Genomic DNA, 25,479 nt, shown 5'->3' on the forward strand with positions numbered 1-25,479 from the left:
GGCATCCAATCTAGTTGTAGACATCAGAACATCGACGAAGTCGATGTGGTTAATTACCGACTTTAATGAATCTTGCTCGCCTGTCAAGTCCTGGTTCACGCCTCATATACGGCATCAGCGAATGCAATTGAAGCTCTCAACAGCTAATACGCACACACAAGCCGGCCTTCACTTAGATCGGAAACAGTGACATAAGTCGGAGATTGGAGAAAGGTCCCAAGCCGGGACAATGAGCGTGCGTTACCTGTGCGCGACAATAACGCACGTTGGATGTGATCCCAATCAATGGAGACCGAGGGGCATTGGCATGAGTACAGTTTGTCGAAACCAGCGGGTCGCCGCCAGACGAACACACCCCCGAAAAAGGTATTACGTTCTCACACATCGTTATGCATCATGCGGATCAGAATCGGTCACGGTCCGATGTCATCGGGCGGCGCGGCTTTCCCGCCCCGCCGCACCCGACTAGAGATTTATCCGGGCTAACTCCGTCCTGAAACGACCGCGGACCACAAGAATACGACCCACCACGACTGCCACAATGGCAATGGCCGTACCGACCAGAACAATATTCGATCCCGTCTTGGTCAGGAGCGAAGCCCCGTCAGAGTCGTCAGGGCCACCTTCACCGTTGGGGCCCTCAGGCGCATCGGGTGGGTTCGCCGCCATCACGTCAGTGAAGGTACAGGTGACGTTCGGTCGGTCTTCCGTAACCGAAAACGTTACTCCATTGGAATAGTCGGAGTCGCCACCCGCATCACAGGAAGCATCTACCAAGTCCCAATCCTTACCGTCAAGTTCGGAGTTGAGCTCGACAATGGTGTACTCGCCGGTCCGAACACCATCCACCGTAAACGAGGCGGGATCGTCCTCGGCAGAGGTTTCGACATCGTACAGCCGATAAAGGCTGCGTTCCAAACGAGGCACCGAGCTGAGGTCGGCCGGCTGTGACTCCTTCACGACGAAGCTGAAGTTGCCGACTCCGCCCTGACTTGTCTTCACGATGGTGACCGATCCCGTCGGAACATACTCGTTGGTGAAAAGACAGTTCATTGGACCATCACGTGGTGGAACGTTGGCGGAAACGGTGTCTCCATCAACATCCGCGTCAACCAGTTCACCATTGCACTCCACCGATTGATGGCGCCAATGGCCCGCGTCCGTGGTGGAGGGAAGCGTTTCGGTGATCGTCACCGGTTCGGTGCGTCCAATGCCGGAAACCGTTCCCGCCTGGACCGGAAGGAGGTCGGTATCGGTGGTTGCCGTACCGATCCCTTCTGTACCGTCATCGCTCTCCAAGTCGAACTCGAACGGTCCACCCGTCCCATCGACGGTTCGCTTGTATACCCCAAGTCCTTCGGCGGCACGTTCGTTCGTATAAGTACAAGTGACGGTATCTCCCTCGGCGAGCATGACCGAGGCCGTACGGTCGGTAACGGTGGTTTGACTTTGTCCATTGTCGGACTCACAGGTCAGGTCTTCAAATACCCACCCCTCAGCCTCTTGTTCGGTAAACGTCCAAGCCTCACCCGTGTCTGCGGCGCGGTGAAACGTGGTCTCACCGACTCCATCGTCTACATTGACATCGAAACGTCCGCTGGGATCATACGTCACATTTCCCGAATAAGAGAAGGTCCAGTCGTCGGTAGCGCCACCGGCCAGTTCCTTACGAACCACGATGTCCCCTGAACCTGGGGCAGGTGCCGCCGCATAGAAGTAGCAAAATGCATGCCGTTGCCCTTGTGGGAAGTTGACCAATTCGACGTTATCGGCATTCTGGTTGTCAATCGAACAGCGCAGTGCCCCAAAAACGTAGTAATCTCCGAAATCGGCCTTATTGAGTGGATCGCTTGAGCTGCCGCCCTGCAACCAGAGAGTGCTTCGCCAGTCGCTGATTTGGGAGAGCCGATACTGTTCCTTTGTCAGTTCCACGGTAACCGCGCCTGCAATACGCTGTCCGGTATCTCCAGCCTGTGAATTCAATCGTGGCACCGAAGTTTGGGTTTTCGGCGTCGTCGAGACCGGTTCCCCTACGACTGACAGGTTATCCACATGTGCTGGGTCGCCTGCTCCCTGCCCAAACGAGAACGCCCACCCTTCCAAAGGCGTACAGTTCGGGTCGTTCGCGTCCTCGATATCGGGATCAATCGACTGGCCCTTCCGGTAGACACTGTCCGGTCCCAGGTCTTCAAGGCTTTCCTGGTAGTCATTGCGCAGACGGTTGGCCATGATGTCGCTGTAATCGTCGCATTGGCGAGCGACCAACGTGACGTAGTATCCGCTTCCTTCCGAGTCCTGTCCCATTGCGGGGAGCGGTAAGAAGAATAGGGTGCCGAGCATCAACCCGACCAACAGCCTTACAAATTTCATCGTGCCCTTCCCAGAAAAATCGAGTAGTCGGGCACGATCATGAAAGGCCAGCATGGAATTTTGTCCCACCGACACGGCGTCTGCCGCGATTCGGTGAATGGGAACACCTACAGACGACGCGACTCAGGTGAGATGTCCTGTATCTGGCTGGGCTTTCATCTTGAGCGGCAAGGTCTTAGTATTCCAAGTCTTTGGAACCGGCGAGCCGCTAGCACTGAAAGTGTGACGCGGCGGTAGTGCTGGCCGTACCTGTATGCCGGCAAACCCAACTGGCGAGTCCTCGGCTCCATCACCGTTAAATAAACCGCACCCCGCTAAACTGGCTCTTCGGAGTTTAGCGGGGTGTGGTTGGTGGAAAAGAACGAAGGTGCCTCATTGTTGATGTGTGAAAAAACGACAAAAAAGCACCTTCGTTACGTCTGATTCTAGCAAGATCGTCCAGGCGCTTGTAGGGTTCAAGGATGTTCGTGTTGTGCAGTACGAACGTCATGGCCCGCACGTCGACTTGGTTATCGAGCAGGTGGTGGATCATCCGTTGTGTTCCGACTGTGGCGGTCGGGCACGAGTTAAGGAACGTCCCCTAGCGCGCTATATCGATCTTCCGGTGTACGGGCAAGCGATGCGGTTGGTGTGGCGTAAACATCGGATGTGGTGCCCCAGCACGGCGTGTCCTCGGCAGTCTTGGGTGCTTACGGATCCGCGTATCGCTGGGGCCTCGAGTCGTGTAACGACCCGAGCCGCGAAATGGGCCACGGTCCAGGTGGGGAAGGGTCGTACCGTCAGTGAGGTCGCCACCGAGCTCGGCTGCGACTGGCACACGATCAACGATGCCGTCACCGCCTACGGTGGAGCACTACTCGACGCCGACCGCAAACGGTTGAACAAGACCACTGCGATCGGGTTGGATGAAACCAGTTTCATGCGCCTGACCAATCGACACACCAGCTACGTCACGACCGTCTGCGATGTCGACCACCACCAGATCATCGACCTGCTTCCCAGTCGTGATTTCGTTGATGTGGCAGCGTATATCAATGAGCGATCGGTCGCATGGAAGCGGCGCCTCCGCTATGGCGCGTTGGATATGTCGACCGCCTACGCTGCTGTGTATAACGTGATGCTTCCCAACGTTGTCCAAGTGGTCGATGCGTTCCACGTGGTGGCGTTGACCAACCGGGCGTTGGACGCGGTACGCCGTCGGATACAACACGAACAGACAGGTCATCGTGGACGCAAACATGACCCGCTCTACCGGGCCCGACGGGTACTGTTGGTGGGCGAAGAACGCCTGACCGACACAGCCGCCCAGCGACTGTCGTCGCTTCTGGCACTGGGCGACCCTCATGCTGAGGTAGCAATTGCCTACCGGATCAAAGAGCGAATACGTGATTTCTACCGGGAAACAAACCCTGACACGGCACGGGTGATGATGACCGATCTAGTGGCCCACTGCCGCCACCACGCGATGCCGCCCGAACTACAGAGACTGGGCCGGACCCTCCAGCGTTGGCGCGACAAGATCTGCAACTACCATCACGCTCGGGTTAGTAACGGCCCTACCGAGGCTTTGAACAACCTGATTAAACGCATCAAACGGATCGGGTTTGGATTCACCAACTTCCACAACTACCGCATCCGGGCCCTGCTGTATGCCGGCAAACCCAACTGGCGAGTCCTCGGCTCCATCACCATTAAATAAACCGCACCCCGCTAAACTCCGAAGAGCCAGCAATCGCCCATGCCGGGCGTACAACGAAAAAAGCCCGGTTCGATGAACCGGGCTTTTTGCCTTGGTAGCGGGGGTCGGATTTGAACCAACGACCTTCAGGTTATGAGCCTGACGAGCTACCGAGCTGCTCTACCCCGCGCCGTTGAATACAACTATACGGTACTTCGGCATGACTCGCAAATGGGGGGTGCGTGTTCCCCGTCACCTCCGGTTTTGCCTGCGTACGAAGCGAAAAGGCCGCGCCGACGGATTGAATCGTCGGCGCGGCCTCAGCACACACGTCTACTTGCCGGGGAACAGCGGCGAACTAAAACCCCAGCCGCTGCAATAGCTTCGGGTCGCGCTGCCATTCCTTGGCCACCCGCACGTGCAGATCCAGGTACACCCGGGTGCCGAGCAGTTCGGCGATCTGTTTCCGCGCCTTCGTGCCCACCCGTTTCAGTCGGGCACCACCTTTGCCGATCACAATGCCCTTCTGGCTCATGCGTTCTACGTAGATTTCGGCATAGATCCGGGTGCGCGGGTTCCCTTCGCTGACCTCGTGCTCCATATCCTCGATGACCACGGCGATGGAGTGTGGCAACTCGTCCTTGACGCCTTCCAGGGCCGCCTCCCGCACGAGCTCGGAAACCATCACTCGCTCCGGGTCCTCCCGGACCATGTCGTCGGGATACAGCTGCGGCGATTCAGGGAGATGACCGGACAGAACGTCAACCAGAGTTTCGACGTTCTTGCCCGTCTTGGCCGAGACCGGAACGATGTCGGCGAAGTCGTAGAGCTTGTTGACCGCGTTGAGCTGTTCGATCAGCTGGTCGGGAGACACCAGGTCCGCCTTGGTCACGACCGCGACGATCGTGCCTTTCAGTTCGGCGATCTCGTTGGTGATGAAACGATCGCCGGGACCGATCTTCTGGTCCGCCGGAAGACACACGCCGATGACGTCGACTTCGCTCCAGGTTTGGCGCACCAGATCGTTGAGCCGCTCGCCAAGCAAGGTGCGGGGCCGGTGCAACCCGGGCGTGTCAACCAGAATGACCTGGGAATTGGGTCGATGCAACACCGAACGAACCACGTGACGCGTGGTTTGCGGCCGCTGCGAGGTAATCGCCACCTTTTCCCCGATGATGGCGTTGGTGAGGGTCGATTTACCCGCATTGGGACGCCCGACGAAGCAGGTGAATCCTGCGCGGTACTCCTCGGTGGCTGCGGCATCGGCGTTAGACAAGACGGGTCACGTCCTTTCGTACCACCGCGTAGACGGGTGCGTTCTGAGCCAGGTCCTGTACGGCACGAACGCCCGGGTCGTCGTCGGTGTAGTTGAATATGGCGGCGGCTTCCAGGGCCTCTGCCCCGGCCGCTGCCGCTTGAGCCACTGCGGCTTGCAGAGCCGTCAGTTCCAAATGAGGCAATTCCACCGGGGCGGAGGCATAGGTGCGTCCAATAGTGTCGCGCACGGCAGCGCCCTTCAATTGCGTCACACGCCCAGCGGCTTGGCGCGCCATGGTGACGAGTTTGGTGTCTTCCTCCGCGAGACTGTCAAGAGTCGTCTCAGACATGTATGGAACTGCTTTCTTCTAGTTCGGATGGATCGGTGGGAGCGGTCGGAACTCGCTTCACGTGAACCGTTTCAATGTGACGACGGCGGCCAATCGCACCTTCGGCGGTCATCTCCAGTCCGGCGATGATGACGCGATCGCCGGCGACAGGAAGTTTACCCAGTTCGCTGGCGATGAGGCCGCCGACGGTGTCAACGTCGACATCACCGAAGTCCACCTTGAATTCGGTGGCCAACTCATCCAGGTTAAGGCGTGCGATCACTCGCGCCGAACCGTCGTCGCTCCAGGTGATCGGCGGCAACTCGTCGTCGTATTCGTCGGTGATCTCCCCGACGATCTCCTCGATGATGTCCTCTATCGTGACCAGTCCGGCGACGCCGCCGTACTCGTCCACCACGATCGCGATGTGGATCTGTTTGGCCTGCATTTCGCGCAGGAGATCGTCCACCGGTTTGGACTCGGGAACGAAGGTGACCTCACGCATGGTGGTGGTGATCGAACGACCTCCACCGTTGATCTGGGCGAGGTCCTTCAGGTAGGCGACGCCGCGAATATCGTCGAGGTCCTCTCCTACCACCGGAATACGAGAGTACCCGGAGTCGAGCGCTGCGGCGAGCGCGTCATCCACACTGGCTTCGGCGTTGACCCACACCATCGACGTCCGCGGCACCATGACGCCGCGTGCGACGGTGTCACCGAGCTCGAAGACCGATTTGATCATTTCGGACTCTTCGTTGTCCACGGTGCCGTGGGCTTCGGCCTGGTCGACCATTTCGCGGATTTCCACCGCCGAGGTGGTGAAGGGGCCTTCTTTGAAGCCTTTGCCCGGTGTGATGGCGTTGCCCAGGACGATGAGGAATTTGGACAGGGGCCGGAGGACCCGGGTGAGTAGGTTGACCGGTCCGGCGGCGGCGAGGGCGACGGGGTAGGCGTGTTGCCGTCCGATGGTGCGGGGTCCGACGCCGATGGCCACGAAGGACATGAAGGTCATCACTGCCGCGGTGAGGGCGACGGCGGCTGCGGTGGAGGAGATGTGGGAGAAGGTCACGACCGCCACGAGGGCGGTGGCGGTGACCTCGGAGGCCACTCGCAGGAAGATGAGGACGTTGAGATGCGCGGGCAGTCGGGTGATGACCGTGACGAGGGAGTTGGCTCCGCGCCGGTGTTGTTCTTTGAGTTCGGCCGTCCGTGCCGGGGACACCTCGTTGAAGGCCGAGTCGACCATGGCGGCGATCCCGGCGACGACGGTCAGGGCGACTGCGGTGGCTATGAGCCCCCATTGCAAAGTCATGTCATGCTCCATAAACAACTACGGTTTAACCTCACGTCTTCGCCAGGCGTCGAGGATGCGGTTCTGTAGTCCGAACATTTCTTTGGCTTGTACGGGTTCAGCGTGGTCGTAGCCCAGAATGTGAAGGATTCCGTGCACGGTGAGCATGCGCATTTCGTCGAGGGTGGAGTGTCCGGCGTCCTGGGCTTGACGTTCGGCCACTTCCGGGGACAGCACGATGTCACCGAGGGCGTCGATGTCGGATTCGACGGCGTCGGGGCGGCCGGGGAGCGCGTCGTGCATGGGGAAGGAGAGGACGTCGGTGGGTCCGGTACCTCCCATCCATCGACGGTTGAGGTCGCTCATGTGCTCGAGGTCGGCAATAAGGAACGACAGGTCGGCGGCCGGGTTGATCCCCATTTCCTGGAGGGTGTACTCGGCCATGTCCGATAGTGCCTGCTCGTCGACCTCGCTGCCGGATTCGTTGATCAGTTCGATCGCCACGGTGGTTTCCTTGTTTATTTCCGGTGCTTAGGTGCGTTCTGTTCGTTGTTGACGTCCCATTTCTCGTAGGCGTCGACGATGTCGGTCACCAGTTGGTGGCGCACGACGTCGTGGCTGTTGAGCTTGGAGAAGTGAACGTCTTCGACGTCGCTGAGGATTTTTTCGACGATCTTCAGTCCGGAGATCTGTCCACCGGGGAGGTCGATTTGGGTGACGTCTCCGGTGACGACGATTTTGGAACCGAAGCCGAGTCGGGTGAGGAACATCTTCATCTGCTCGGGGGTGGTGTTTTGCGCCTCGTCGAGGATGATGAAGGAGTCGTTGAGCGTGCGTCCGCGCATGAACGCCAGCGGAACGACTTCGATGGTTCCGGTTTCCATGAGTTTGGGGATGGACGACTGATCCAGCATGTCGTGGAGTGCGTCGTAGAGGGGTCGCAGGTACGGGTCGATTTTTTCGGTGAGGGTGCCGGGAAGGAAACCGAGTTTTTCCCCCGCTTCGACCGCTGGACGGGTGAGGATGATGCGATTGATGTCCTTGGCCTGCAGAGCCTGGACGGCTTTGGCCATGGCCAGGTAGGTTTTCCCCGTCCCGGCGGGGCCGATGCCGAAGGTGATGGTGTGGGTGTCGATCGCGTCGACGTATTGTTTTTGCCCCACCGTCTTCGGGCGGATGGACCGTCCGCGTCGGGAGACGATGTTGTGGGTGAAGACCTCCTGGGGGGATTCCTCGCCTGGGGAGTCGATGACTCCTTCGGTGCGGCGGATGAGGTCGGGGCTGATGGTTTCGCCTGATTCGGCCAAGTTCAGTAGTTCCTTAACCAGTCGCTGTACTGTGTGCAGTTCGTTGGATTCCGAACTGAGGGTGAGGGTGTCACCGCGCAAATGGAAGTCGACGGTGGGATGACGTTTTTCCAGGAACCGAAGGTTGGAATCGGCAGTTCCGAGCAACGCCATGAGGGTGTTTTGATCGGTAACGGTGATCTGGGCGTTGTGCCGGTTCGGTGCGGGTCGATCGGTCATAGACATTACCCTGGCGGGTAAGCCACCTGCTTCCTATCACTTGTGGTTGAACTGTAGATTTTAATGGTAGTCCTACACGAGTGCGGTGGGCAATCAAGATTCTCAACTGCCGCGTTTTTCACGTGTGTTCCGCCTTGTGCAGCCGTCTTCGCGGTCGTTTGACGCACTCTGTCACAAGGCGGTCGCTATTTCCGGTTTAGTCAGTTTCGCGGCGCGTTGAGCGGACCGAGTCGTTCCCCGCCGAGTACGTGGAAATGGACGTGTTGAACGGTCTGGCCGGCGTGTTCGCCGGTGTTGGTCAGCAGGCGCCAGCCGTCCGCGTCGAGCCCGTCTTTGGTGGCCGCTTCGGCAGCCAGGGCGACCACGTGTCCGGTCAGTTCGGGGTCGGTGTGGGAGAGCTCGTTGACGTTGGGGTGGTGGCGTTTGGGCACGACGACGATGTGGCTCGGCGCGGCGGGGTGAAGGTCGCGGAAGGCGTAGGCGTGTTCGCTGGTGGCGACTTCGGTGGACGGGATGTCTCCGGCGATGATGGAACAGAAAATGCAGTCTGGCTCTTTGTTCATGCGCCTATCCTAAGGCGTTGGGTCTGCTTGGTTCACGGGTCGGTCGTGGTTCACGGCAGGTTGTCGGGATTCGGCTCTCTTCCGGCTCTGTCGGGTTCGCATACCGACGACAATGCCCACCGCCACGAGAACGGCCCCTGCGGTATCGGCGATCTGCGGGTCCCCGGTGCCGATGACCCAGGTGGCGACGACGGCGGCCACGGGGGCGGCACCGGCGCACAGCCCGGTTCGTTCCACTCCGATGCGAGGAACGGCGACGAGCCAGAGGCTGAAGGCCAACGCGGTGGCGAACACGGACAAATACAGCAGGGCGATCCATTCGCTGGAGTCAGGGGTCTGGAACGCGGCCGTTCCGTCGGTCACGATCGCGGCCAACAGCAACATGGGGACGGCCGTCAGACAGGCGTACCCGGACACTCGGATGGCTCCGAGACGCTCGACCACGCTCGCCGCGACCAGGTGGTAAATCACTTCGGCGGCCAGAGCCGCCGCTCCCCAGGCAAGGCCGTACCAGGTTCCTCCCCCGAGGCCCTGGGTGAGCGTGATTCCGACGGTGACGATTCCGGCGGCGGCGAGGAGGTGCGGGGACGGCCGTCGCCGGGCGAGAAGTGGGCTGAGCAGCGCCAGTGCGATCGGAACCCCGCCAATGATGGTGCCGACGGCGGACGGATCGGCGTGACGTAGCGCCATGATCAGAAAGACGTTGAAACCCGCGACCCCGCTGAGGGCCAAGAGAACGATTCTGCCCCAATCGCCGAGACGGATAGGGGCGGTCGTGGCCGGTGACCGTCGCAGGTTCAACAGACCGACCAGCAGAAGCCCACCGACAAGGAAACGGATGGCCTGGCCGGTGAAGACGGGATAGTCGTCGAGAACGACCAAGACCGGGGTGGCGATTCCCACGAAAGTCATGGAGGCCAAGGCCGCGCCGAAGGCGAGCGCGCCGCGTGGCGGTGTGGTGAATTGCCGCAAAGAGTCAGTGAGAGCCACTCGCCTAGCCTACGGTGACAGCCGAACTACCTCCGTCGGTGCCGTGGGGCGGATGTGATCGCCGGAATTCGACCCGCACGGTTCCGGCGAGCACGCCTGCCCGGGTCACCAACGGCCGAGGCGTGCCTGGAGTACCGAGAGGATCGCCGGGCCGGCCGTCGAGGTCCGGAGAATCGTCTCGCCTAGACGGACAGGGTTGGAGAACTCTGAAAAGGCCTTGACCTCGTCGGGTGTCAGGGAGCCTTCGGGACCGATGATGACGGCGATCTCGCCTGCGTCGGCCAAGGAAACCTGCGAGAGGGGTTCCGTGGCGTCCTCATGGGCGATGATGACCTGGTCGACCTGCCGCAGACGTGACACGAGTTGCTTGGTGGTGTACAGCTCCTCCACCAGTGGCACCCAGGGGCGTCGTGCCTGTTTGGCCGCCTCGCGTGCGGTGGTGGCCCACTTTCGGCGGGACTTTTCGCCGCGAGCGCCTTTCCATTGCACGATCGACCGTGCCGCCGCCCAGGGAATGACGCTGTCGACGCCGATTTCGGTGGCCTCCTGCACCGCCCGCTCTCCCCGGTCTCCTTTGGGGAGCGCCTGCACCAACGTCAGGCTGGGGATGGGGCGGGGTGCTTGAATGCGCTCGTCGATGGCGTATTCGAGGCGGGCCTTCTCGGAGCCGGTGACGGTCGAGTGGGCGATGTTGCCGTGGCCGTCGGTCAGGCTGAGGCGCTCGCCGACGCGCAGGCGTTGCACATCGGCGGCGTGATGCCCTTCCGGCCCGTCAAGGACTCCAGCGTTGCCACTGGGCAGCTGGTCGATGAGGAAAAACGGTTCAGTCACGGTTTTCTACCTTAGACGCCTTGCGGCCATGGCTGCGGTGTTGTGGGGACGCGGTTGTCGTCCCCACGGCGAGATTACTGGTGACCGTGGAAGGCGTCGCGCATCCGCGCGAAGAAGCCCGAGCCGGACTTAACTTCCTTGATCTCCTCGTCGCGTAGTGTCGCCAGGTTACGCAGGATCTCTTCCTGTTCCCCATCCAGTTTGGTGGGGGTGCGTACGTCGAGTTCGACGTAGAGGTCGCCGCGTGTGCCGGTACCGCGTAGTTTGGGAATGCCCTTGCCACGGATCTTTTTGACCGTGTCGGGTTGGGTGCCGGGCGGTACCTCGACTTCCACTTCCTCGTCGAGGGTGTGAACGTTGAGTTTGGTTCCCAGCGCCGCTTGGGTCATGGGTACGCGCACTCGGCAGTGCAGGTCCGGTCCGTCGCGGGTGAAGACCTCGTGCGGTTTTTCGTGGACTTCGACGTACAGGTCGCCGGCCGGGCCGCCGCCGGGGCCGACCTCGCCTTCGCCCGACAGACGGATCCGCATGCCGTCTTCGATGCCCGAGGGGATCTTGACGGTGATCTTGCGGCGGCTGCGGACGCGTCCTTCCCCGCCGCATTTGCTGCAGGGGTCGGCTATGAGGGAGCCGTAGCCGGAGCAGGCCGAACAGGGGCGAACCGAACGCATTTGCCCGATGATGGTGTTCTGCACGACCTGTACCTGGCCGTTGCCGCCACAGGTGGTACAGGTTTTGACCTCTCCGGTTTCGGAGCCTGAGCCGGTGCATTCGTCACAGAGAACGGCCGTCTCCACGGTAATGTCCGATTCGGTGCCGAAGGCCAGTTCGTCCAGGCTGAGGTCCAGTCGGATCAGGGCGTCGTTACCGGGGCGCGTGCGCGAGCGCGGTCCACGGCGACCTCCGAAGCCGCCCATCGACCCGCCGAAGAAGGCGTCCACGATGTCTTCGAAGCCCATGAAGTTGCCGCCTGCGGCACCGGCTCCGGCCGATCGGTCGTGAGGGTCGCCACCGGCATCCACAATGGCCCGCTTGTCGGGGTCCATGAGGACTTCAAAGGCGACGTTGACCTCTTGCAGGCGCTCTTCGGCGTCGGGTTCGTCGGAGACGTCCGGGTGATACTTGCGCGCGAGCTTCCGATAGGCCTTCTTCATTTCGGCCTCGGAAGCCCCTTTCTCGAGACCCAGAATTCCGTAATAGTCTTTAGCCACAGGTAATCTCACTATATTTGTTGTTCAACGGTTGCGTTCCAATATGTCTGAGACATAGCGGGCCACGGCACGGACTGCCGCGATGGTCCCTGGGTAGTCCATGCGAGTGGGTCCAACGACCCCCATGTGCCCGACGACAGCACCAGGCCCGTAACCGGTGGTTACCACCGTGGTGTGCCGGAAATCATCGAGTTCGTTCTCATCTCCGATGCGGACGGTCAAATTGGTCTGCTCTCCGGGAGGACCAATGAGCCGCATGAGAACCATTTCCTCTTCCAACGCCTCCAGCAGCGGCGTGACACTGCGTATCGGCGCTACGGTGCGGGTGAGATTGGCGGCCCCGGCCACGGCCACGCGTTCCTCGCTGGAGTCCAGGAAGGCGTCCAGGAGGACACGGGTCAGTCCGGTCGCGATGCCGCGCAGCTCCGGCCGGGCCTCATTAGGCAGCCGAGACAGGATCTCGGGAGCCTCCACGATAGGTTGCCCGGCGAGTTTTTCGTTGATGAGCGTGCGCAGTTCGAGCGTGTAGTCCTCGTCGATTTCCTCGCGGAATTCCAGGTGCCGCTGTTCGACTCGTCCGGTGTCGGTGATGACGACCAGTAGAAGCCGGTACGGACCGAGACGAAGGAGCTCAAGGTGCCGCACGGTGGAACGGTTGAGGCTGGGGTACTGCACCACGGCGACCTGGTGGGTCAGTTGCGCCAGGAGACGGACGGTTCGGTTGACCACGTCGTCGAGGTCGCCGGCCTCGGAAAGATAGCGGTTGACCGCCCGGCGTTCGGCGCTGGAGAGCGGCTGGATCTTCTCCAGGCGATCGACGAAAAGGCGATAGCCCTTGTCGGTGGGGATTCGCCCCGCCGAGGTATGGGGCTGCTGGATATAGCCGGAGTCTTCCAGCCAGGCCATGTCGTTTCGCACGGTCGCGGCGGATACTCCCAATTCGTGTTGGGTGGCAATGGCTTTCGAGCCCACCGGCTCCTGAGTGGAGACATAGTCCTCAACGACGGCACGCAGCACCTGTAGTTTGCGTTCATCCATCGCCTCTCAAGTCCTTCCACTCCCCGGCCTGCATCCTTACCGCGAACGTTGTTTCGGGTCGAACGACGACACCGTCCCACGAACGTTCACGATCAAGTTTGGCACTCTTAAGGCTAGAGTGCCAAACTCAAACCCTAGAACACAACGAATACGCAGTTTAATGCCCCGTTTCCGGGCTATGAGTCAGGAAACAGGAGTTGTCCGGATTCGTCGGCCACCACGCCGGAGGAACCGAAGTCCTCGGCCAGTTCATTGATGGCGTCGAGGCCGCGCGCCTGGTCGTCGGGAGCGGGGTAGCCATTGGAGTCCATCACCGTTGGGGTGAATTTCGACTCGACGGTCTCTCCGTCCTTCGACAGCGTCACCGATAGGACTCCGCCCACACCGAGCCAGCCGTCGCCGTCCAGAATGTTCTGTCCGCCACCGAAATTACCGAGGGAGTAAGCGATGAGTTTACCGTTGTAATATTCCATTCCGCGCATGACGTGCGGACCGTGCCCGATGACGACGTCCGCGCCGGCGTCCACGCAAGCGTGCGACAGACCCATGGGGTCGCCGCGATCCTCGCCGTGAAACGTCTCGGTCCCGGCGGTGACGTGACGGGCGTCGGTGCCTTCGGCACCCATGTGTACTGAGACCACCACGACGTCGGCGCTCGCGGCCGCCTCACGCACCAATTGGTCGCAGGCCTGAATATCGCGGGAGTCGGTGAACATGTAATACGGTGCGAAACCGACGATCGCTACGGAGATCCCGTTCCGTTCCACCTGCGTGATCGTGCCCTGATGACCTGACAGCTCCATGCCGAGACCCTCCACTACGTCCCGGGTTTCCTCCGCCCCTTGTGGTCCGGCGTCCCAGGCGTGGTTGTTGGCGTGATTGAGCACGTCGAATCCCGCCTCGGAGTAGAGCGAGGCGTATTCACCGGGCAAACGGAAGTAGATACAGCCCGACTCACACTTCTGCCACTCGGCGGTGGAGAAAGCGCCTTCCAGGTTGGCGATGTTGACGTCCCCGTCGAATCGATCACTCACCTTCGCAAAGAAGGCGTCGTCGCCTTCTGCCGGAAGCCGGTCGGGCCACTTGCCGGGGAACGCGTCTCCCACGTGCGTAATGGTGACGCCCTCAACCTCCGGTTCCCGGGTCGGCGACGGCCGGGGCGAACGGCTTTCCTCACCGGCCCGGCCGGGAGCGGATTCGTCCGAATCCTCACTTCCGCACGCGGTCAAGGACAGTCCCGCACCGGCACCGAGCAATACACTGCGGCGCGCCAAGGCACGGGTGGACAGCGGAGTGGTACGAGGCATGAAAACAAGTCTCCAATGAACGCGAATCGGCTCTGTCCGGGCGGCGAGCCTCCCGGCGAGTCGTTGAATATTCAGGGGTCGTTATACGGTGAGATCGCGGATGACGGCGTCGGCCAATAGGCGCCCTCGCAGCGTCAACCGCAAGCGCCCGTCACCGATGACCACCAGACCGTCATCGGCCAGGCGGTCGGCGACCGCACGGGCCTCTCGGCTCAACAACTGTAGCGGAAGGCCCGTCGAGAGCCTAGTCCGCAACATAATCGTTTCCAAATAGTGATCACTATCAGTCAATTCCTCACCGTCGTCGACGGCGAGTCCGTCGGCCAGACGCTGTCCGTACGTCGCGGGATGTTTGACGTTCCACCAGCGTATTCCCGGCAGATGCGAATGCGCCCCGGGTCCGGCTCCCCACCAGTGGCCCCCATCCCAATAGAGGACGTTGTGCCGACAGCGACCCTCCTCACCACGCGCCCAGTTGGATACCTCATACCAACTGAAACCGGATTGAGACAGGATCTCCTCGGCCGCGAGATAGCGGTCGGCGGCCACATCGTCCGACGGCTGCGGCACCTCACCGGCGCGCACGCGTCGTGCCAGAGCAGTGCCCGGCTCCACGATCAAGGAATACGCCGAGAGGTGGTCGATATCCGTTGCCGCCGCCGCGCGGAGCGTTGCCGCGAAATCCTCCGCGGTCTCTCCCGGGGTGCCGTAAATCAAGTCGAGGCTCACATGGTCGAATCCGGCTCCGCGCGCCTCGTCGACCACCTCCAGCGCACGGCCCGGGGTATGCGACCGTTCCAGGACCCGAAGCACACGGGACGCCGTGGACTGCATGCCGATCGACACGCGGTTGAAGCCTCCCGAACGCAAGGTCGCCAGATAATCGCGATCGACCGATTCCGGATTCGCCTCCGTCGTGACCTCTACATCGTCGGCCAAGCCGAAGGCGGCGGCCAATCGATCCACGATCGCGACGAGATCGGCGGCGGGCAGCAACGTCGGGGTACCGCCACCGAAGAAGATCGTGTCGATGGTCGGCGGTTCGTCAAAGCACCGCGCGGCCCGGTCGATCTCAGCGCAAACGTATTCGACGTAATTGTGGCGCGAGACGCGGACGGCGCTACCGAGCTCAGCGGCGGTGTAGGTATTGAAATCGCAATAGCCGCACCGTGAAGCGCAAAACGGGACATGGACGTAGAAGCCGAAGCCTCGCCCCTGAGGGGTGTACGACGAGGCAATACGATCGATCGTCGGCAATAGGTCCGGTGCCGTTCGGTGGATTTGAGACACGCCCTCTACAGTAACGGTATGGAAAGCAACGACGCTCTCATCATTTCCAAGACCGACAGAGGGGTCACCACCGTGACCCTCAATCAGCCCGCCCGCCGCAACGCGCTATCGCGCGAATTGATCGGTGAACTCACCACCGCCTTCCAAGAGCTCGGCAAGGACGACGCCACCCGCGTCATCGTCCTCACTCACGCGGGACCGGTCTTCTGCGCCGGAGCCGATTTGAAGCAAAGCGCCGCCGCCACCGACACCGGGCAACTGCCCGCTGCCGCCCTACCGGCCCTGTTCCTCGCCATGGACGACAACCCCAAACCCGTCGTCGTCGCCACACGCGGCGGAGTGCGAGGCGGCGGAATGGGACTGATCGCCGCCGCCGACATCACCGTGAGCACCGACGACGTGCAACTGGCTTTCAGCGAGGTCAAACTCGGCGTCGTACCGGCCGTTATCGCCCCCGTCGTCGCCCGCCGCGTCAACCCCGCTCAGATGCGCCGTCTCTTCCTCACCGGTGAAACCTTCAGCGGACTTGAGGCCGTCGACCACGGCATCATCGACATCGCGACCAGCGGCGAAGCCTTCGACGGCGCCATCGATACTCAGGTCAACCGTCTACTCGAAGGCGGACCCGAGGCACAATCAGGTATAAAGAAGATCACCCGTGACCCCGACCTCAGCACCGACCTGGCGCGTGCGGCCGAAACCACAGCGCGCTACTTTCTTTCAGACGAAGGAAAAGAAGGAGTGAAAGCGTTTGGCGACAAACGTCAACCCCGCTGGGTACCCTAGGCGACCCCGGGCCGTTCCGCTCGGCCCCTCGCGAGCGCGACGCCTGATCACCTCAGCGTGCGCGGCGGTGTCCCTGACCGTCACCGCCGCGTGCGGCGACTTCGATTTCGACATGCCGCCGCAACAGCCCACCGGCTGTTTCCTTGACGACTCCGAGGACACCTACAACCCCAACGGCGAGCAAACCTACTACGCCGCCACCATCGCGGCGGTGGGATCGCACATGGAAGTCCCTGATCGCGGGATCACCATCGCACTGGCCACCGCCTGGCAAGAGTCGTCCATGTCCAATATCGACTACGGCGACCGAGATTCGGTGGGGCTGTTTCAACAACGCCCTTCCCAAGGCTGGGGCAGCGAAGAAGAGCTGACCGACCCCGTTTACGCTTCCACCGCCTTCTACAACAAACTGGTCACCATCAACGGCTGGCAGGAGATGAACCTGGCCGAAGCGGCCCAAGCCGTTCAGATCAGTGCCCACCCGGAGAAATACGCCAAGTGGGGACCGGAGTCCGAACTTCTCACCGAAGTGTTCGCCGGGGGAATGTCGGAAGGGGTCGTCTGCTCCGCTACTCGCAGTGCCGACGACGGTTCCACCTCCACCGACGAGTTCGTCGCCGAATACCAACGCAATTGGAGCGCCTCCAACCTGAATGTGGACGGCACCGACCTCACCGTCGACGTCGCCGACTCCCAAAACGGCTGGGCGATCGCCAACTGGGCGGTCACGCGCTCAACCATGTACGCGATCGAATCGGTGTCCTACGACGGTAAGCATTGGCAGCCCGAACAGTTGGAATGGCTCGACACCGACACGGAAGGCTCCACCTCCACGGTGACGATCACACTCACCGAGCCCACCGACGAGGCAGAAGGCGGCGGCGACGGCCAATAAACGGCCGCCCCGCCGATCGGAGCCGATAACGGTTAGTCGTCGTCGGTACGCAGCGCGGAAATGAACGCGTCCTGTGGAACGTCGACCCGTCCCACGGTCTTCATGCGCTTCTTACCTTCCTTCTGCTTCTCCAGAAGCTTGCGTTTACGGGAAATATCGCCGCCGTAACACTTGGCCAACACGTCCTTGCGGATCGCACGAATGTTCTCCCGCGCAATGATCCGCGAACCGACCGCCGCCTGAATCGGCACCTCGAACTGTTGCCGGGGAATCAACTTCTTCAAACGCTGCGCCAGCTTCACACCATAGTGATACGCCTGGTCGCGGTGCACAATGGCGCTGAAAGCGTCCACCCGCTCCCCTTGCAGCAGAATGTCGACCTTCACCAGATCGGCGTCCTGCACTCCGGCGGGTTCGTAATCCAACGACGCATAACCCTTGGTACGCGACTTCAGCTGGTCGAAGAAATCGAACACGATCTCGGCCAACGGCAGGGTATAGCGGATCTCCACGCGTTCGGGAGAGAGGTAGTCCATCCCCTTCATGGAACCCCGACGACCCTGGCACAGATCCATCACCGGACCGACGTAATCCGCCGGGGTCAACACCGTGGCGCTCACGACCGGTTCGGTCACGCTGGCCGTTTTGCCCTCGGGGAACTCCGAGGGGTTGGTGACCTGGATTTCCTCGCCGTCTTCCATGACCACGTCATAGACCACGTTCGGAGCCGTGGAGATCAGATCAAGATTGGCCTCGCGTTCGAGGCGCTCGCGGATGATCTCCAGGTGCAACAGGCCGAGGAAACCGACGCGGAACCCGAAACCGAGCGCCGCCGAGGTCTCCGGTTCGAACTGCAGAGCCGCGTCGTTGAGTTGCATACGGTCCAGGGCTTCGCGCAGACTCTGATAATCCGAACCGTCAATGGGATAGAGCCCGGAGTACACCATCGGCTTGGCTTCGGTGTAGCCGGGAAGAGCCTCTTCAGCGGGGTTACGGGCGTCGGTCACGGTGTCACCGACCTTGGACTGGCGAACGTCCTTGACACCGGTGATCAGGTATCCGACTTCGCCGACTCCGAGCGCTTTCGACACGGTCGGTTCCGGGGAGATGACACCCATTTCCAGCAGGTCGTGGTCGGCCTTGGTGGATTTCATTTCAATTTTGGAGCGGGCCTTCAATTGCCCGTCGACCATACGAATGTAGGTCACCACGCCTCGATACGTGTCGTAGACGGAGTCGAAGATCATCGCACGTGGCGGGGCCTCGGCGTCTCCTACCGGGGACGGAATCTGCTCACAGATCGCGTCCAGTAGGTCTTCGACGCCGACACCGGTCTTCCCCGATACCTGGAACACCTCTTCCGGTTCACAGCCGATCAGACCGGCCAACTCCTCGGCATAGCGGTCCGGATCGGCCGAGGGAAGGTCGATCTTGTTCAGCACCGGGATGATGGCCAGGTCGTTTTCCATGGCCATATACAGGTTCGCGAGCGTCTGCGCCTCGATCCCCTGGGCGGCGTCGACCAGCAGCACAGCCCCTTCACAGGCGGCCAAAGAACGTGAGACCTCATAGGAGAAGTCAACGTGGCCGGGAGTATCGATCATATTCAGCACGAAGTCACGTTGTTCGCCGTCCACCACCGATGATTTCCACGGCATCCGGACGGCCTGCGACTTCACCGTGATCCCGCGTTCCCGCTCAATGTCCATGCGGTCGAGGTACTGGTCGCGCATCTGTCGTTGATCAACCACCTCCGTCAACTGGAGCATACGGTCGGCCAGAGTAGACTTACCGTGGTCGATGTGCGCGATGATACAGAAGTTACGAATGGCTTCTGACGGCGTCGCACCTGGTTGATTGATCACTGATACCTCACTCATGGGCAGTGGCCCATTCTTTTGGAAAAGACTGTGCAGTGAGTATTCTGCCTTATCGCTCGGTCGACTCTGTTTTGACGTAGCGGGAGCGTGCCTATCCTCTCCACGCGCCGGTGACGGTCGCGGAACGGGCTCCGCTTCCGGCGGTGCAGTGAAATACGTCGCCGGGGTGCGCTGTGACGGGCCCCGGACTTTCGCGTGCTGGTAAGCTTGACAGTCGCGTGGAGCGTGCTATGCCCTCTACCTTTGTTGCTCACTCTGCGTAAAACTGTAAGGAATCAAAAAACCATCACGAGACTAAGGCTTCACGAGTGGCGAACATCAAGTCGAAAGAAAAGCGTAACCGGCAGAACGAAAAGCGCCGTCTGCGGAACAAAGCCGTCAAGTCGTCGCTGAAGACCTCCATCCGGAAATTCCGTGCCGCGGAGGCCACCGGCGACATTGCCAGCGCCAAAGAACACCTCCAGATCGTCGGCCGTCAGCTTGACAAGGCCGCCTCTAAAGGCGTTATCCACAAAAATCAGGCCGCGCAGCGCAAGTCGAAGCTGGCCCGCTCCCTGAACAAGCTGGAAGCCGCTGCTTAGTTTCTTCAAACACGGCCTACAGCGTCAATTCAGCGCCAGTTTTGCGCAATGCTTGTTACACAACAGTGTCGCTACCGGCCGATTGATGTGTAAGCGATAAGAGGGTTTGACAACGGACCCGCCCATCCTCGGGCCGGGTCCGTTTTTCATGCCTTAAACGGCCGATCGGGGCACGCGCCGTCCCGATCTCTCATTAACTTCATGCCGGCACCGGCGATGACGTCGTTGAGCTTCACCAGTCCGGCCACCAGCAGCGGCAGAATCGGCACGACCCACCACGACACCAGCTCGGTGAGGGCCAGGAGGATCGCCATCACGATCGCTCCCTCAAACAGCAGGACGCACCATCCGGTGGTCAAGCGGAGGTTCTTGATTCGCAAGAGTCGGGCATACCAGGGTTGACTGGGGCGCGACACGTGCCCGGAACGGTAATTCGTACCGCCCGTACGTGAGCGTATCTGCCGCCTCGTTCGCGTGGATTCGTCCATTATCGTCCCCGATTCGTTGCCAGGGCACTGATTTCCACGATGGCGTGCTCCAGCGCCCATTCTCGATCGTCCGTACCACCCTTGACTTCCCCGTTGAGACGGGCCGCAATGGTCATCGCCTGTGCCAAGGCGTGTGGAGCCCAGGTGTTCGCCTGTCGACGTGCCTTGTCCACCTGCCACGGCGCCATTCCCAGTTTGGAGGCCAATTGCTGGGCCGAGCCGCTCTCCGAGGCCACGCGGGCGAGATTGCGAACCGCCGTCGCAATGGCATCGGCTATGGGAACGGGGTCCACCCCGATATGAAACGCCGACCGCAACATGGACAACGCTTCCCCGCTTCGCCCGGCCACCACGACATCGGCGACGTTGAATCCGGTTACCTCCGCACGTCCGGAATAGTATCGATGAACCGCTTCCGACGTGAGTGAACCGTCGGTATCGGCGACCAATTGGCGGCACGCGGACGCCAGTTCGCGTGGATCCGAACCGACGGCGGTGATGATCACTTCCGCCACCTGGGCCGTTGCCGATCGCGCGGGAGCACCGGCCGCGGTCAACTCACCGCGCACGAACGCCACTCGGTCGGCCGTCTTTTTTAGTTTGGCCACCTTCGTCTGCGGTACTTTGCGTTTACGGAGCCCGTCGAGCAGCGCTTTACCCTTCTGTACCCCGGGGTGGAGAATCAGAAGGTAGACGCCGGGGGCCGGACTGTCGACGTACGACAGGATCGTGGGAAACAGATCCTTTGACACGTCCTGGGCCGAATCAATGACGGCGATGACCGCACCCCCCAGAAGCGTCGGACTGGTCAGCGTCGAAAACGCGCCAGTCGTCAGTTCACTACCGGATATCCGCGAGATCTCGGCAGTCGAGTCCTGCCGACGTACTTCCGCCAAGAATTCGGACACGGCACGGTCGGCCAGGAACGGCTCATCACCGACGATCAGTTGGACTGTTTCAGAAGAATCGGCCACACTACCATCCTAACGTTCAGGCAATTTCTTCCGAGGGCGCACAGTCCCGGCCGTCCCCCGCCGCCACTCGCACGACCGGTTCCCGTCCACGCACCGACAACGGTGAGTGGCGACAGGTGGCTTCGTCTGGATTGGGTTTCAGCTGGTCGTCAGATTCACCTGGCCGTGCCGGTCACTGCGCCACAACGTCATACCCAGCGATTCAAGCCGCCGTATCACCGAACGGTCCGGATGGCCGTGTCGATTCCCCGCACCAACACCGATGAGAGCCGTTGACGCACCGGTCCGATCCAGAAATTCATCCGATTGATATGCCGAACCATGATGCGGCACCTTCACTATGTCCGCCGACAGGTCCACCTTCCGCCGCCATAGCCGTTCCTGAGCCGCCAATTCGACGTCACCGGGAAACAGTAGACGCGTCCCGTCCACCTCTATCCGAACGACGGTGGAGTTGTTGTTCGCATCGGACCGGGTACCACTCCACTCCACCTTCGGCGGTCCCAGCACCTCCACTGTTGTGGCACCGTATCGATGCGTCTCCCCCGGTTGAGCGCGATACCGTATCGGCGTGGGGAGGTGCTTTCCCACCAGTTCATAGCCTTGCTCGGCACCGGCCGCCGGAGGGACGAGCATCGCCCGAACCTCGCGTCCCCTGTTTAGGGCCGCCGCTCCGCCCACATGGTCCATGTGGAAATGCGAGACGATGAAAAGCTCAACGGCGTCTACTCCAAGGTCGTTGAGGCACGCGTCCATGGCCGCCGGATGCGGCCCCGCGTCGATGACGATCGCCCCTTCGTCTCCGGGCACCACAAAGGCGTCCCCCTGTCCCACATCGCACATGGTGACCACCCACGATTCCGGTGTCGCCGGACGTACCACCACCAGCAATACGGCACCCAGCATCATAAGTGTCATTACAGTGAATACGACTCTGCGCCTGCGCGTCTTGGCGACCAGCCACACCACGGCCACAATCACTGATACCAGTACCGCCCCACCCCAACCTCGCGGCCACGGAAAAGTACCGTGCGGCACGGCGGAACCGGTCTCTGCCAACCAGACGAGAAATCGAACCGGAACAGCGGCAACCTCGGCGACCATTGCCCCGTAATCCACTGATATCGAGGCGATGACGGCGACCAGGATCGAAAGAAGCACGGCCGGGGCCGCCGCTACCGCAGCAACGAGGTTGACGGGAACGGACACCCATGACACGCCCTCACCCCAACCCGCGAGGATAGGGGTGACGGCCACTTGCGTCGACGCGGCGACGGTCAACGCGAGAGCAACCGGTGTCGGCCACCCTCGCAGTCGCAATCGACGCGCCCAATCGAACGCCCACACCAGCAAACCCATGGTGGCCGCCACCGATAGACAAAACCCGGGGTCGAGCGCCAACGCGGGATCGAAGAGCACCAGGAGAACCACGGCTGCGGCCAGTGCCTGCGGGGCCGCGCGTGGTCGCCCTATTGCCAGCGCCAGCAGGGCCATTCCCGCCATAACACTGGCGCGCAACACGCTCGGTGCCGGGCCGACGATCAGGTTGAAGGCCAGTAGGGCGACGACACAGGCGACCACGCGCCCGCCGACTCCGATGCGCAGGCACAGGAGAATGACGAACACGGCACCGGTCACGATTCCGACGTGGTAGCCCGAGGTCACGGTCAGATGCACCAGGCCGGTCTCGCGAAACACGTCGGACAGCTCGTCGTCGAGTGCGGTTCGATCTCCTATCGCCAGAGCCGGTATGAGACCGCTTTCCGGTGGCGAAACCGCATCGACGGCGTCCTGAGTTCGCTCGCGAACCGAGTGGGCCCATCGGTGATAAGCGGGAGCCGGATCGCGTTCTACCACGCCACCGACCCGCATGACGGCGGCAGTAAGCCCGGTGGCCTCACCCCGCCAGATGCTGCCCTCGACCACCATCTGCCGGCGATATGTGATCTGTGCCCATTCGGATCCTTTTCCTATGAGCCGAATCCGCCAGGCACCGTGTAGTTCGGTGTCGTCGATTGCAATCGCGCGCAGCAGTCCGTTGAACAGGTACGTGCTCTCCTGCCATTGGCTCTGTCGCGGCCGACTTCGCACCTCCACCGTAGCGGTCACCGGTTCATTCCCGTCGATGACGGTCACGAGATCTGGATCGTCCCGATTGACAACGTGCACGGCTGACGCCAGGGCTCCGAAGAGCCCTCCGAAACTCATGGTGGCCACAATGGAAAGCACAGTGAGCCGTCGTCGCCGCTGCCACAGGCGAGCGGCCACGAAATGCAGTAGCCATAGGATGACCGCTACACCGAGTAGGAGGTAGGCGGCTCGCACGTCGTTGAGGACGACGAGAGCTGCACTCGTCCATACCCCGACCGCGACTAGAATGATCCGCACGTCACGGCGGGGCCGGTTCACACGACGACCTCGTCGCCGATCTTCCGCAGGAGACTCTGCCCTATTCCGGCCACCTGTGCCAGATCGGTAACGTCCCCGAACGGGCCGTTATCACGTCGATACTGGACGATGCGTTCGGCGAGAACGGGACCGATTCCGCTCAGCTGCTCCAGGTCTGCCGCGTCGGCCCCGTTGAGGTTGAGCAGACCGTCCGCGGACGCTTCCGCCGCTTCGGTTGGGCCGTCGGCGATGCGGTTGACCGCTACCAGATCGCCGTCGTCCAAGGGACGGGCCAGATTGAGGAAGCCGATATCGGCGTCGTCGCTGAGTCCCCCGGCGGTTTCGATCGCGTCTATAACCCGGTCTCCCGGATCGAGACGCACGACCCCCGGCTCGTTCACCGCCCCGGCCACCGACACGATCAAGGTATCGGTCGTACTGTCGGCGGCTTCCGTGCTTTCCTTGGAGACCGGAGTGATGGAGTGGCTGTCCGTACCGGGCCAGGACAGGGCGGCGGTCATCCCTCCCGCGAGAACCGCCACGACGGCGACCGCGCCCACGATCCATCGGTTCAGATGCCCCAGGCCGGTACGATCCTGTAGGCGTTCTATCCGATCGCCGATCCGATGACGCAGAGGCCGTTTGGTCAGCGGCTCGCCGCTGGTCACGTCAACCCGTTCCTGACATCGTTGCCGGTCACGTACAGCTTGTTGGAGTCGTTCCTGCAGGCGCCGGTATGTCGCGTCGGTCGTAGTGGTATCGCTCATGTCTGACAGGAAAACCCGCGAGCCGACGGAAGTCGATGAAAAATTCCGCCTGTGGACAGTGCTGTGGATAACTCCGCCGTCGGCGGAGAAGTCGCGTCCCATTCAGATTCGAAGCGTCCGGTACTGGCCACGATGGCAACGACACCGGGACCGCAATGTGCGCCGATGGCGGCACCGACTTCCACAATGTCGACCGTGCTCACCTGTTCGGAGTAATGTTTCCTCCACCATTCGGCTAGGGCGTGCGCATTCCGTGGCGACGCCAAGTGGTGGATGGTCAACTCGGTCGGTTTTCCATCGATCGCCTTTTCCGTCAACGCCGCCAACCGCTGCAATCCACGCGACGGAGTGCGAACCTTTTCGCGCATGTAGATCGTCCCATCGGACAGTTCGAGGATGGGTTTGACCGACAGCGCCGTTCCCATCAGGGCTCGGGCCGTACCGATCCGCCCGCCTCGACGGAGATGCTCCAATGTGCTGAGATAGAAGTAGGTGTGCAGACCGGGAATCGTCTGCAGCGCGGCCCGTTCCACCTCCGCTTGACTACCGCCCTGAGCCGCTTCGGTGGCCGCGGCACGAGCGGGATATCCTTGCGCCATCGCCGCGCCCTGCGAATCGACGACGGTGACCCGGCCGTTGAAATCGGCGGCCGCCGTACGCGCCGCCGATACCGTCCCGGACAGCTTCCCCGACAGGTGCACCGACACGATTCCATCCGCACCCTCCGATAGCAGCCGGTCGAAAGTGCGCCGGAAGACCTCGGTGGGAACCTGCGAGGTGGTGACCTTCTCGCCGGACCGCATCGCCTCGGCGATATCGTCCGCACCGACCTCCAGTCCCTCGCGGTACTCACGGTCTCCGATACGAACGGTCAGAGGCAGCACCACCAGTTCGGTATCGCCGTCTGCCAGAGCGGAACCGGAATCTGTCACAACACGAATAGCCACGTCATCACGTTACCTTGAACGCCTGTACCTCTCGCACCGGTTGACGATGGTGCGAACGGTTCCCGTCGCGACAAAGAAGCGGCCCGCACTAC

The 25,479-nt window shown here is 61.6% G+C and carries 23 protein-coding genes and 1 tRNA gene; 4 read left to right on the forward strand and 20 right to left on the reverse strand.

The features are described from left to right. Positions 1-465 precede the first annotated feature (465 nt). A complete protein-coding gene (locus tag HALAL_RS0101925) occupies positions 466-2,304 on the reverse strand; it encodes a prealbumin-like fold domain-containing protein (protein WP_025272388.1) in 1,839 nt (612 codons plus the stop codon). A 451-nt stretch (positions 2,305-2,755) separates the two neighbouring features. Between HALAL_RS0101925 and HALAL_RS0101930 the strand changes: the two genes are divergently transcribed. Continuing rightward, positions 2,756-4,069: an ISL3 family transposase gene (locus HALAL_RS0101930; protein WP_156937556.1), complete on the forward strand. Its 1,314-nt coding sequence runs from the start codon at positions 2,756-2,758 to the stop codon at positions 4,067-4,069. A 92-nt stretch (positions 4,070-4,161) separates the two neighbouring features. Here HALAL_RS0101930 and HALAL_RS0101935 read toward each other — a convergent pair. The 13 genes from HALAL_RS0101935 to hemW form a co-directional block, all read right to left on the reverse strand. Next, positions 4,162-4,238: transfer RNA gene (locus HALAL_RS0101935), tRNA-Met, on the reverse strand. A gap of 168 nt (positions 4,239-4,406) precedes the next feature. Beyond that, positions 4,407-5,324 (reverse strand): GTPase Era, encoded by a 918-nt coding sequence (gene era, locus HALAL_RS0101940; protein ID WP_025272390.1) that lies wholly within the window; start codon positions 5,322-5,324, stop codon positions 4,407-4,409. Further along, positions 5,317-5,655 (reverse strand): hypothetical protein, encoded by a 339-nt coding sequence (locus HALAL_RS0101945; RefSeq protein WP_025272391.1) that lies wholly within the window; start codon positions 5,653-5,655, stop codon positions 5,317-5,319. Before HALAL_RS0101945 ends, era begins: the two co-directional genes overlap by 8 nt. Then, a complete protein-coding gene (locus HALAL_RS0101950) occupies positions 5,648-6,946 on the reverse strand; it encodes a hemolysin family protein (protein ID WP_084471811.1) in 1,299 nt (432 codons plus the stop codon). Before HALAL_RS0101950 ends, HALAL_RS0101945 begins: the two co-directional genes overlap by 8 nt. Positions 6,947-6,964: 18 nt before the next feature. Continuing rightward, entirely contained in the window at positions 6,965-7,429 is a 465-nt protein-coding gene (gene ybeY, locus HALAL_RS0101955) for an rRNA maturation RNase YbeY (protein ID WP_025272393.1), read from the reverse strand. 14 nt (positions 7,430-7,443) lie between these two features. Then, entirely contained in the window at positions 7,444-8,457 is a 1,014-nt protein-coding gene (locus tag HALAL_RS0101960) for a PhoH family protein (protein WP_025272394.1), read from the reverse strand. Positions 8,458-8,651: 194 nt separating this feature from the next. Then, positions 8,652-9,014 carry a histidine triad nucleotide-binding protein gene (locus tag HALAL_RS0101965; RefSeq protein WP_025272395.1) on the reverse strand — a complete coding sequence of 121 codons (363 nt, stop codon included), beginning with the start codon at positions 9,012-9,014 and terminating at the stop codon, positions 8,652-8,654. A 9-nt stretch (positions 9,015-9,023) separates the two neighbouring features. Continuing rightward, a complete protein-coding gene (locus HALAL_RS0101970) occupies positions 9,024-10,004 on the reverse strand; it encodes a DMT family transporter (protein ID WP_025272396.1) in 981 nt (326 codons plus the stop codon). A 105-nt stretch (positions 10,005-10,109) separates the two neighbouring features. After that, a complete protein-coding gene (locus HALAL_RS0101975) occupies positions 10,110-10,835 on the reverse strand; it encodes a 16S rRNA (uracil(1498)-N(3))-methyltransferase (RefSeq protein ID WP_025272397.1) in 726 nt (241 codons plus the stop codon). 74 nt (positions 10,836-10,909) lie between these two features. Continuing rightward, positions 10,910-12,046, reverse strand: a complete 1,137-nt coding sequence (gene dnaJ / locus HALAL_RS0101980; protein ID WP_025272398.1) for a molecular chaperone DnaJ — start codon at positions 12,044-12,046, stop codon at positions 10,910-10,912. Positions 12,047-12,070: 24 nt separating this feature from the next. After that, the gene (hrcA, locus tag HALAL_RS0101985; protein WP_025272399.1) at positions 12,071-13,084 is read right to left on the reverse strand and encodes a heat-inducible transcriptional repressor HrcA; all 1,014 of its coding nucleotides are present in this window, start codon (positions 13,082-13,084) and stop codon (positions 12,071-12,073) included. Positions 13,085-13,260: 176 nt separating this feature from the next. After that, positions 13,261-14,391 carry a CapA family protein gene (locus HALAL_RS0101990; protein ID WP_025272400.1) on the reverse strand — a complete coding sequence of 377 codons (1,131 nt, stop codon included), beginning with the start codon at positions 14,389-14,391 and terminating at the stop codon, positions 13,261-13,263. Between the two features lie 81 nt (positions 14,392-14,472). After that, a complete protein-coding gene (hemW, locus tag HALAL_RS0101995) occupies positions 14,473-15,648 on the reverse strand; it encodes a radical SAM family heme chaperone HemW (protein ID WP_025272401.1) in 1,176 nt (391 codons plus the stop codon). A gap of 51 nt (positions 15,649-15,699) precedes the next feature. Between hemW and HALAL_RS0102000 the strand changes: the two genes are divergently transcribed. Together HALAL_RS0102000 and HALAL_RS0102005 are read left to right on the forward strand one after the other, a co-directional pair. Continuing rightward, a complete protein-coding gene (locus tag HALAL_RS0102000) occupies positions 15,700-16,467 on the forward strand; it encodes an enoyl-CoA hydratase-related protein (RefSeq protein WP_025272402.1) in 768 nt (255 codons plus the stop codon). Beyond that, entirely contained in the window at positions 16,433-17,362 is a 930-nt protein-coding gene (locus tag HALAL_RS0102005) for a hypothetical protein (RefSeq protein WP_156937557.1), read from the forward strand. The genes HALAL_RS0102000 and HALAL_RS0102005 overlap by 35 nt, the downstream gene beginning before the upstream one ends. Positions 17,363-17,394: 32 nt before the next feature. Here the strand turns inward: HALAL_RS0102005 and lepA are convergent, their stop codons facing one another. Continuing rightward, a complete protein-coding gene (gene lepA / locus HALAL_RS0102010) occupies positions 17,395-19,242 on the reverse strand; it encodes a translation elongation factor 4 (protein ID WP_025272404.1) in 1,848 nt (615 codons plus the stop codon). A 308-nt stretch (positions 19,243-19,550) separates the two neighbouring features. Between lepA and rpsT the strand changes: the two genes are divergently transcribed. Further along, entirely contained in the window at positions 19,551-19,823 is a 273-nt protein-coding gene (gene rpsT / locus HALAL_RS0102015) for a 30S ribosomal protein S20 (protein ID WP_025272405.1), read from the forward strand. Between the two features lie 146 nt (positions 19,824-19,969). Here rpsT and HALAL_RS17245 read toward each other — a convergent pair whose 3' ends face one another. From HALAL_RS17245 to HALAL_RS0102040, 5 genes are all read right to left on the reverse strand, one after another. Then, complete coding sequence (locus HALAL_RS17245; RefSeq protein ID WP_029767212.1) at positions 19,970-20,239, reverse strand: hypothetical protein; 270 nt, start codon at positions 20,237-20,239, stop codon at positions 19,970-19,972. Between the two features lie 71 nt (positions 20,240-20,310). Next, positions 20,311-21,285 carry a DNA polymerase III subunit delta gene (holA, locus tag HALAL_RS0102025; protein WP_025272406.1) on the reverse strand — a complete coding sequence of 325 codons (975 nt, stop codon included), beginning with the start codon at positions 21,283-21,285 and terminating at the stop codon, positions 20,311-20,313. Positions 21,286-21,423: 138 nt separating this feature from the next. Then, the gene (locus tag HALAL_RS0102030; RefSeq protein ID WP_051462680.1) at positions 21,424-23,694 is read right to left on the reverse strand and encodes a DNA internalization-related competence protein ComEC/Rec2; all 2,271 of its coding nucleotides are present in this window, start codon (positions 23,692-23,694) and stop codon (positions 21,424-21,426) included. Then, complete coding sequence (locus tag HALAL_RS0102035) at positions 23,691-24,440, reverse strand: ComEA family DNA-binding protein (protein WP_025272407.1); 750 nt, start codon at positions 24,438-24,440, stop codon at positions 23,691-23,693. The genes HALAL_RS0102030 and HALAL_RS0102035 overlap by 4 nt, the downstream gene beginning before the upstream one ends. Further along, entirely contained in the window at positions 24,437-25,387 is a 951-nt protein-coding gene (locus HALAL_RS0102040; RefSeq protein WP_025272408.1) for a DegV family protein, read from the reverse strand. The genes HALAL_RS0102035 and HALAL_RS0102040 overlap by 4 nt, the downstream gene beginning before the upstream one ends. Between the last annotated feature and the right edge of the window lie 92 nt (positions 25,388-25,479).

The sequence above is a fragment of the Haloglycomyces albus DSM 45210 genome, from assembly GCF_000527155.1.
Lineage (GTDB): Bacteria > Actinomycetota > Actinomycetes > Mycobacteriales > Micromonosporaceae > Haloglycomyces > Haloglycomyces albus.